This window comes from Glaciihabitans sp. dw_435 (assembly GCF_018449675.1).
Classification (GTDB): Bacteria; Actinomycetota; Actinomycetes; order Actinomycetales; family Microbacteriaceae; genus Glaciihabitans.
This window is the reverse complement of sequence record NZ_JAAVUZ010000008.1, coordinates 159,668-168,181: the sequence shown is the minus strand read 5'-3', so window position 1 is coordinate 168,181 and position 8,514 is coordinate 159,668. Positions and strand designations below refer to the sequence as shown.

The window sequence follows — 8,514 nt, the reverse complement described above, 5'->3', positions numbered from 1 at the left end:
GGGCTCTTCAGGAAAATTAGGCCTGAGCTTTGGTTCGTCGCGCCCGCACATTTTTGGGAGGCGAAGGAATGTGCTGGTGGGCGGGAGCTACGCCCCCCGCCGCGCGCTTTTTTCTCCCGCCGCTGCCTGCGTTTTCTCCCGCCACGGGACACATGTGCACGGTGACGAGTTTTGCCCCCAGTTGTGGGGATCGGCGGTCCCGGAGACGCGACGGTGTGTCAAACTTTGCTGTTGCTGCCCTGCATACAGCCCCTTTTTCCCGACCCCCGAAGGTCTCCCATGCCGATTCGCACCCGCTTTGCCCTTGCCGCCTCCGCCATCGCCCTCTCGGCCATGGTCGGTCTGACCGGATGCTCGCTCAGCAGCATCCTGGGCCCCCAGCCGCAGTCGGCCGCCCTGACCGCCGTCGACTCGACGCCGGTACCCACCGCCACGAAGACGCCCCTCGTCTTCAACTCGGTGTTCACCGACATGGGGTCCGTGCACAGCAAGGTGATGATCGCCGATCAGCTCGAACTCGAGCTCGACGTGTGGACCGAACAGAAGACGCACGAGTGGTTCCCCGACAGCGACAAGGCGTTCTCGTTCGTCATCAACGTGTTCGATCAGAGCGTCTCACCCGAAGCGGCCTTCGCGAACAAGCGCAAGGTGTACATGTCGCGCATCTCGGTCGCGGCAAAGACGACCACCAGCAGCGGGGCATCCACCTCCCCCTTTGTGCTTGACACCAACCCGCTGGCGGTGACCCTCGACCCCGAGGCGCTGCGCTCCAAGAGCGGACTGCTGGTGACCTCTCCCAAGGGCGGCTTCCAGCTCGAGGACAACCGCATCGGCCAGCTCGCGTCCGACACCTACGGCGTGACGCTCGACTTCGCGATGGTCATCCACGCCGAGACGAGCAAGGGCACCGGCGACTACTCGAGCCAAACCATCCACATCCCGGTTCCGGTCGCGATCCTCCCCCACTAACAGCGACCGCACGGCTCACACGGTGGGGAGCTCGTCCTCCAGATCGGGGAACGGGTCACCCAGCGAATCGTCGATCAGCGTGATGAGCGCCCGGGCGTACGCATCGGCCGCGCCCGGGGCCTCGAACGACTGCAGTTTCCCGTCGAAGACCACCGATACCCGGAAGCCACCGTCGATCGCCTCGAGCGACCTGAACGTTGCGCGCAGCAGATCGCGCAGTTGTCCCTCGCGCGGCAGCCACAGCGCATCGTCGAGCGAGACGGAGTCCAGCGCCCACTCGGTCGTGCCGTTGAAGCCCAGCACAGTTCCGGTGGAAAATTCGTGCGCCTCCACCGTCATGTCGCTGAGAATGAAAATCTCCCCGTCGACCTCGACCCTGTCGATGCAGAACGCATCACCCACGCCCGGATGCCAGGTGAGTCCGGAGTCCCGCAGTGCCCGTGCCAGTTCGGTCGAGATCATCCCGCCATTATGCGCGGGTTGTCCGGGAACGGTCTAGAAAGAATCAGACGGTGTAGCGGATGCCCCAGCTGGCGGTCCACGATTCGCCCGGCTCAAGCCAGCGCAGCGACTGCCCGGTGTTGAACGCGTTGGCCGGCGCCGTCATCGGCTCCATCGCAATGGCAAGGGTGACGTCGTCACCGAGCGGGAAGATGCGTGTGATGAACACCTGGGCGTAGGGGAAGTTCTCGTCCTGCCACAGCGCGATCGTGCGACCGTCGTCCGCGGCAAGTTGCGCCACGACACCGTCGACCGGAGCAAGCTCACCGAACGCGTCATCCAGCGTCAGCTCACCCACCTTGCGACCGGTCCGCAGGTCGTAGTCACCATCGACCGGGATCTCGCTGCTGGGAACGAGACGCTCGTTCACCGGGAACCGGGTGGAGGCGTGCACGGTGAGCGTCAGGTCGGCGGTGTCGACGTCGCCGATCTGGAAGAAGGGGTGGGTGCCGATCGCGACGGGCGCCGCGGCCTCGGAGGCGTTGACGATCTCGTGGGTGACCTTGAGCCCGTCGTCCACCAGCTCGTAGCGCACGGTCGTGTCGAGCAGGAACGGGTACCCATGCTGCGGGAAGACGGTCGCGGCCAGGGTCACCGAGCTCTCCGTGCGCTCGACCAAGGTGTACGGCGCGTTGCGCAGCAGCCCGTGAATGGCGTTGTGCAGCTTCGGCTCGGTGATGTCCAGGCGCTGCGTCACGCCGTTCAGCTCCCACTCGCCGTCCTCGATGCGGTTGGGCCAGGGCACGAGCACGATGCCGTCGCCGAACAGCGGGATGGATGACTCGGGGTACGGCTGCGTCAGGTCGATGCCACCGATCTGGAGGGTGCGCAACGATGCTGCAACCTCCGTGATGATCGCTGTGGCATCGCCGAGCGGAGTCGAGCGAGTGAGGACGAACTGTTCACCGGTGGGAGCACGCATGACGACAGCCTATTCCTGCCCGCCGGCGCTGGAATCACTGCGCCCGTCGTCGGCGATGAGCACGTCAAGCCCCGCGGCACGCAACTGCGTCAGGACGGCGGATGACCCGTCGCCCCCGGTCACGAGTCGGTGAAAGTCCCCGACGGCGCCGATCACGCCGAGGTGGGCGCGGCCCAGCTTGCTCCGGTCGGCGATCAGCACCCGGTGTGCGGCGGCCTGGATCATCCGTCGCTTAATCTCCGCCTCCGGGAAGTTGATATTCGTGACGCCGTTGTCGGGGTCGATGCCGTTGCAGCCGATGAAGGCGATGTCGGCGTGCACAGAGTCGAAGAACCCGGAGGCCGACGGGTTGACGAGCGAGTGCTGCAGCGGGCGGAGGGTGCCGCCGGTCACGACGACCGTGAAGCGGGGCATGCCCTCCTCCAGGGCGAGGGCGATCGAGAGTCCGTTGGTGATGATCGCAACATCGTGGAGGTCGGTGCGGCGCACGAGGGCGTGCGCCACGGCGAGCGCGGTCGACCCGACGTCGAGGATGACGCTCTGTCCGCTGGAGACGAGGGACGCGGCGAGCTCGCCGATGGCCCGCTTCGATTCGGCGTCGACGGTGACCGCTTGCTCGAAGGTCGGCTCGCGGGGCACGGCACTGCGCGGCATCGCGCCGCCGTGAGTGCGGACCACCACGAGATCGCGCTCGAGGGCCGTGAGGTCTCCCCGTACGGTGACCTCACTGACCCCGAGCAGTTCCCCCGCGTCGGTCACACGAAGAAACCCGCGCTCGGACACGAGGGCTGCCAGTTTCTCGCGGCGTGCGGCGGTGCTCGTGTCGCGGGGCATCCACTCGATCCAATCTCTGCAAAGTTTCGTTATCGAAAGCTTAGTATTTCGATATCGTAATACTCATGACTTCCAGCGGAATCGTCAAACGCGCCACTGTGCTGGCCGACGGACGTGAATTGATCTACTTCGACGACGCAGACACGACGTTGCCGCCCGAGCGCACCGCCGACGCGCGACACCTCGACCCGCGGCCTGACACCGCCGTGATGCGACAGGACGTGCTGACCGGCGAGTGGATCTCGATCGCGGCGGCTCGGCAGAATCGCGTGTTCCTGCCGCCGGCGAACCAGGACCCTCTTGCTCCGACGACCCCGGACAACGCGACCGAGGTGCCTGCCAACTACGACGTTGCGGTGTTCGAGAACAAGTCGCCGTCGTTTGGGCCTGCGCTGGGTGACGACGCGAACGCTCCCGGCGGACTCGACGCGTTGCGCGAGGTCGGCCTGAACCGCAGTTTCGCCTCTGTCGGTCGCTGCGAGGTCGTCTGCTTCAGCCCGGAGCACGAGGGGTCGTTCGGCAGCCTCTCGCCGTCGCGCGCCCGCACCGTCATCGAGGCGTGGGCTGACCGCACGGCGGCGCTGTCGGCGATGCCCGGCATCGAGCAGGTGTTCCCGTTCGAGAACCGCGGCGAGGAGATCGGCGTCACACTGCAGCACCCGCACGGGCAGATCTACTCCTACCCGTACGTCACCCCGCGCACCACGCGGCTGCTCGAGTCGATCGAAAAAGTCGGACCCGACCTGTTCCAGCAGATCCTCGACAGCGAGCGCGCCTCCGAGCGGGTCGTGCTCTCCGGCACTCACTGGACGGCCTACGTGCCCTTCGCCGCACGCTGGCCCATCGAGGTGCACATGCTTCCGCACCGCCACATCCCCGACTTCGCGGCGACCAACGACGAGGAACGCGACGAGCTCGCGACCCTGTACCTCACGCTGCTGCGCGGCATCGATAAGTTGTACGACACCCCCACGCCGTACATCGCCGCCTGGCACCAGGCACCGGTCAACGTCGGAAGAAACGACGTGCGGCTGATGTTGCAGATCACGTCCCCGCGTCGCGCCGCCAACAAACTCAAGTACCTCGCCGGCTCGGAGGCAGCCATGGGCGCCTTCATCGGCGACGTGTTGCCCGAAACCACAGCAGCTTTCATCAGAGAAGGAATCAGCCGAGCATGAGCGACATCCGCGACGAGGTCTTTGCGGCCTTCACCAGCCTCTACGGACACGAGCCCAACGGCCTGTGGTCCGCGCCAGGACGCGTGAACCTCATCGGTGAACACACCGACTACAACGAGGGCTTCGTGCTGCCGTTTGCCATCAACCTGCGCACAGTTCTCGCCCTGGGAACGAGGGACGACCGGATGATCCGTGTCAGCAGTGCCTTCGCCGACGAGGTCGTCGAGATCGCCCTCGACGGTCTTTCCCCCAACCAGCTCAGCGGATGGTCGGCGTATCCCCTCGGCGTGGTGTGGGCGCTTGGACAGTTCGGGGCTGACCTTGCCGCCGTTCCCGGCGTGGACATCTACCTCGAGTCGACGGTGCCCGTGGGCGCGGGGCTGTCCTCGTCCGCCGCCATCGAGAGCGCCGTCGCCCTGGCCCTCAACGACGCCTGGCAGCTCGGATTCGACCGGCCCACGCTCGCCAAGGTCGGCCAGCTCGCCGAGAACAAGGTCGTGGGTGCCCCCACCGGCATCATGGACCAGTCCGCATCGCTGCTCGGCAAGCGCGATGCAGCGGTGTTCCTCGACTGCCAGAGCCTCGAATCGCAGATCATCGACCTCGGATTCGCCGAGGCCGGGCTCGAGCTGCTCATCATCGACACCGGCGTCAGCCACGACCACGCCACCGGCGGATACGCGGCCCGCCGCGCCTCCTGCGAGGCGGGTGCCGCCGCTTTCGGCGTCCCGTCACTCCGTCACCTCTCGGTCGACGACCTTCCCCGGGCCCGCGAGATCCTCGACGACGAGACCTTCCGCCGCGTCCGCCACGTGATCACCGAAAACCAGCGCGTGCTCGACACCGTGCGTGTGCTGCGCGAGAGCGGTCCCTCGGCGATCGGTGATCTGCTGGATGCTTCGCACCGGTCCATGCGCGACGACTTCGAGATCTCCGTGCCGGAGCTCGACCTCGCCGTCGAGACCGCGCAGGCCAACGGCGCCATCGGCGCTCGCATGACCGGCGGCGGCTTCGGCGGTGCGGCGATCGCGCTCATCCGGTCGGACGACGTCTCCCGCCTGCAGGTCGCGATCGACGGTGCCTTCGCCGAGCACGGCTTCGGCCAGCCTGTCTCCTTCGTCGTGAACGCGTCGGACGGTGCGATCCGCGAGTAGCCCGTCGCCGGCACTCGGGGATTTCGGGGCCGTACCCTAGGCTCGGGGCGTGACCTCGAAGCACAGCACGGCCTCTCGTCCACGGTTCTCCGGCGCACTCCGCGCCCTGTCCGCGGGAGCTCTGTTGCTCGCCGGACTCGGCTCCGCGGTGCTGCCTGCGGCGTCCGCGACCGCGGCTCCCGTCGTCGCCCCGGCGTCGGCTGGACTCACGTCAGCATCCGGAATCGCGGCGGGCGTGGCATCCCCTCGCATTGGACCTGTGCGGGCGGACACCTCGGACTTTGAGTTCTCGTCCTTCACCGGTGACTACTACCTCTCCCGCCACACCGACGGACGCTCGACCATGCGGACGGTCGAGACCTTCGTCGCCACGTTCCCTGAGACCGACCAGAACAAGGGAATGGTGCGGGCGATCCCGAACGATTACGACGGGGTCCCGCTGAACACCACGCTCGAGTCGGTGTCGGACTCCGAGGGCAACACCAAGCCGTACAGCGTCGACACCGATGGTGACTTCACGACGATCGAACTCGGCACCGACGACTACGTGCATGGCAACGTCACGTACACGATCACCTACACGCAGGACAACGTGGTGCGGGCGTTCACGGACACCAACGACGACGAGCTGTACTGGGACACCAACGGAACCGGCTTCGAGCAGCCATTCGGCCGCGTGACTGCCCGCGTTCACGTCGACCCGACGCTGGTTCCCGCCCTCACCGGCAAGATGGCCTGCTACTACGGCGCACAGGGCTCCAGCGACACCTGCGAGATTCGCCAGGCGGGCGTCTCCAGCTCCGCGCCGAGCGCGCCGGCGACCACCGACCCGGGCGCGACCCCGACCACTCCGGCGACTCCCGGCGACGAGGCACTCATCACCGCAACGGTCGTCAACCTCACCGCCGGCGAAAACCTCACCGTCGCGATCGGCTTCACCCTCGGAACGTTCGAGCAGGTGCCCGCCAACTTCGACGGCGGCACGAGCGGCGACGGGTCGGCGGGCACGGGTTCCGAAGCCCCGGCGTTCGGCGAGGACGTGCCCATCTGGTCGACGGTGCTCGCCCTGATCCTCGCAATCCTCAGCGCCGCCGGCGTGCTCTTCTCCATCGTCTACCGGGTCGCCCTCGGTCCGAAGGACGCCAAGGGTCGAGGCATCATCATTCCGCAGTACAGCGTGCCGAAAGGCATCAACCTGATCGAGGCGGGAGCCCTTCTGGAACGCCGCGCGAACAGCGGCATCTCGGCCCAGCTGGTGAGCTTCGCCGTTCGCGGCAACATCCGGATCCTCGACTACCCGGTGACCGCGAGCGGCGCCGAATTCACGCTGCAGCTCGTCCACGCCAACAACGTCGACGTGATGGAGAAGTGGATGCTCGGCAGCCTCTTCGGCACGCGGCTCGAACCGGGTGCCGTGCGGGAGATTGGCGTGACGGATGACCCGTTGGCCACCGCCTTCTCGTCGCTGCGCATCTCGGCGGGCAAGCAGCTCGAGGCTCGCGGTCTCCGCAAGTCCGGCAGCTCGCGCGGGGGCGTGCTCATCGCCGTGGGCATCGTGGCTCTTCTCGTGGTGAGCATTCTCGTGGCAATCATTACCGGTGTCGCCGGCATCTTCAGCCCCTGGTTGATCGCCGCGCTCGTGGTGAGTTTCTTCGGGCTGTTCGTCTCGTTCTCACTCTCGAGCCGCGGACCCGTGCTGACGGACGCCGGTGCGGAGATGCGTGACTACCTCATCGGTATGCGCGAGTATCTGCAGCTCGCCGAGGCCAACCGGTTCCGCATGCTCCAGAGCCCCGACGGCGCCGAGCGGATCAACGTCGGCGACCAGGCCGAGGTCGTCAAGCTGTACGAGAAGCTGCTGCCGTTCGCGGTGCTCTGGGGCGTGGAGAAGGAGTGGGCAAAGGAGCTCGCTGCCTACTACGACACGACCTCGAACTCCCCGGCCTGGTTCATCGGTACCGACAACACCTTCAGCAGCCTGCTCCTACTCAACGCGATCTCCGGGTTCGGCAACTCCGTGCAGACGAGCGCGACACCGACACCCCCGCCGCCGAGCTCCTCGTGGAGCGGCAGCGGCGGCGGAAGCTTCTCGGGCGGCTCGGGAGGCGGCGGCTTCTCCGGTGGCGGAGGAGGCGGTGGCGGCGGTGGCGGCCGCTAGCTCGTCAGTCGCGCGCCCGCGGGCCTAGTAGGAGCTGCCGGAGCCCTCGGCCGCGCTGGCCGCGGCTCCGGACAGCAGGGCTGCGGTGCCCGAGACTCCCAGGCGCGTGGCGCCGGCCTCGATCATGGCGATCGCGTCTTCGTAGCTGCGGACCCCGCCCGACGCCTTGACGCCCAGCTTTCCGTCGACGGTGTGGGCCATCAGGCGCACCGCGTGCACGGTGGCGCCGCCCGATGATCCGAAGCCGGTGGAGGTCTTGACGAAGTCGGCCCCGGCGGCGACGGCCGCGCGGCACACGCCGACGATCTCATCATCGCTGAGCAGTGCGGACTCGATGATTACCTTGAGCACTCGGGGAGCGGGGATGACGGCGCGCACCGCGGCGATGTCCGCCTCGACGGCGTCAAACAGACCGGCCTTGGCCGCTCCGACGTCGATGACCATGTCAACCTCGTCGGCGCCCTGCTCGACGGAGAGGGCTGCTTCTGCCGCCTTGATGCTGGAGTGGTGCTTGCCACTGGGGAAACCGCAGACCACGGCGACCTTGAGGTCAGAGCCGGTGGGGATCTCCAGCGGGAGCATCGATGGCGACACGCAGACCGAGTAGGTGCCGAGCTCGACGGCTTCCGCGATGAGCGCGGTGACGTCGGCGGCCGTGGCCTCGGGCTTCAGCAGCGTGTGGTCGATGTAACGGGCGAGGGAGGCTGCGTCAGCGGGCAATTCGATGGTGGTCATGCCTCTTATTGTGCGGCCTCTGACCTCGGGGCGTGAAATCTCCGCCGCGCTCGCTGCTGCCAC

General features: G+C 67.2%; 8 protein-coding genes. 4 read left to right on the top strand and 4 right to left on the bottom strand.

The features are described 5' to 3' along the window. Positions 1 to 279 precede the first annotated feature (279 nt). Positions 280 to 969 carry a hypothetical protein gene (locus HB677_RS12285; RefSeq protein WP_213815998.1) on the top strand — a complete coding sequence of 230 codons (690 nt, stop codon included), beginning with the start codon at positions 280 to 282 and terminating at the stop codon, positions 967 to 969. A 15-nt stretch (positions 970 to 984) separates the two neighbouring features. Here HB677_RS12285 and HB677_RS12280 read toward each other — a convergent pair whose 3' ends face one another. Genes HB677_RS12280 through HB677_RS12270 form a run of 3 tightly spaced genes read right to left on the bottom strand, consistent with a single transcriptional unit; the run spans position 985 to position 3,226 of the window. Beyond that, on the bottom strand, positions 985 to 1,431 hold the full coding sequence (locus tag HB677_RS12280; RefSeq protein WP_213815997.1) for a pilus assembly protein CpaE: 447 nt from the start codon (positions 1,429 to 1,431) through the stop codon (positions 985 to 987). A 43-nt stretch (positions 1,432 to 1,474) separates the two neighbouring features. Next, positions 1,475 to 2,392, bottom strand: a complete 918-nt coding sequence (locus HB677_RS12275; RefSeq protein ID WP_213815996.1) for an aldose 1-epimerase family protein — start codon at positions 2,390 to 2,392, stop codon at positions 1,475 to 1,477. A gap of 9 nt (positions 2,393 to 2,401) precedes the next feature. Further along, entirely contained in the window at positions 2,402 to 3,226 is an 825-nt protein-coding gene (locus HB677_RS12270) for a DeoR/GlpR family DNA-binding transcription regulator (RefSeq protein ID WP_213815995.1), read from the bottom strand. A 65-nt stretch (positions 3,227 to 3,291) separates the two neighbouring features. Here HB677_RS12270 and galT point away from each other — a divergent pair, with 65 nt between their 5' ends. The 3 genes from galT to HB677_RS12255 are packed head-to-tail and all read left to right on the top strand — an operon-like array spanning position 3,292 to position 7,716. After that, positions 3,292 to 4,404: a galactose-1-phosphate uridylyltransferase gene (galT, locus tag HB677_RS12265; protein ID WP_213815994.1), complete on the top strand. Its 1,113-nt coding sequence runs from the start codon at positions 3,292 to 3,294 to the stop codon at positions 4,402 to 4,404. Continuing rightward, positions 4,401 to 5,558, top strand: a complete 1,158-nt coding sequence (gene galK / locus HB677_RS12260; RefSeq protein WP_213815993.1) for a galactokinase — start codon at positions 4,401 to 4,403, stop codon at positions 5,556 to 5,558. Before galT ends, galK begins: the two co-directional genes overlap by 4 nt. A gap of 49 nt (positions 5,559 to 5,607) precedes the next feature. Beyond that, the gene (locus HB677_RS12255) at positions 5,608 to 7,716 is read left to right on the top strand and encodes a DUF2207 domain-containing protein (RefSeq protein WP_213815992.1); all 2,109 of its coding nucleotides are present in this window, start codon (positions 5,608 to 5,610) and stop codon (positions 7,714 to 7,716) included. A 24-nt stretch (positions 7,717 to 7,740) separates the two neighbouring features. Here HB677_RS12255 and deoC read toward each other — a convergent pair whose 3' ends face one another. Next, positions 7,741 to 8,451, bottom strand: coding sequence for a deoxyribose-phosphate aldolase (deoC, locus tag HB677_RS12250; RefSeq protein WP_213815991.1), 711 nt, complete (start codon positions 8,449 to 8,451; stop codon positions 7,741 to 7,743). Positions 8,452 to 8,514: the final 63 nt, after the last annotated feature.

What these genes read in the sequence shown, in the direction of transcription:
- HB677_RS12275 (WP_213815996.1), bottom strand. Translation starts at nt 2,392, where the DNA reads ATGCGTGCTCCCACCGGTGAACAGTTCGTCCTCACTCGCTCGACTCCG.
- HB677_RS12280 (WP_213815997.1), bottom strand. Translation starts at nt 1,431, where the DNA reads ATGATCTCGACCGAACTGGCACGGGCACTGCGGGACTCCGGACTCACC.
- HB677_RS12285 (WP_213815998.1), top strand. Translation starts at nt 280, where the DNA reads ATGCCGATTCGCACCCGCTTTGCCCTTGCCGCCTCCGCCATCGCCCTC.
- HB677_RS12270 (WP_213815995.1), bottom strand. Translation starts at nt 3,226, where the DNA reads ATGCCCCGCGACACGAGCACCGCCGCACGCCGCGAGAAACTGGCAGCC.
- galT (WP_213815994.1), top strand. Translation starts at nt 3,292, where the DNA reads ATGACTTCCAGCGGAATCGTCAAACGCGCCACTGTGCTGGCCGACGGA.
- galK (WP_213815993.1), top strand. Translation starts at nt 4,401, where the DNA reads ATGAGCGACATCCGCGACGAGGTCTTTGCGGCCTTCACCAGCCTCTAC.
- deoC (WP_213815991.1), bottom strand. Translation starts at nt 8,451, where the DNA reads ATGACCACCATCGAATTGCCCGCTGACGCAGCCTCCCTCGCCCGTTAC.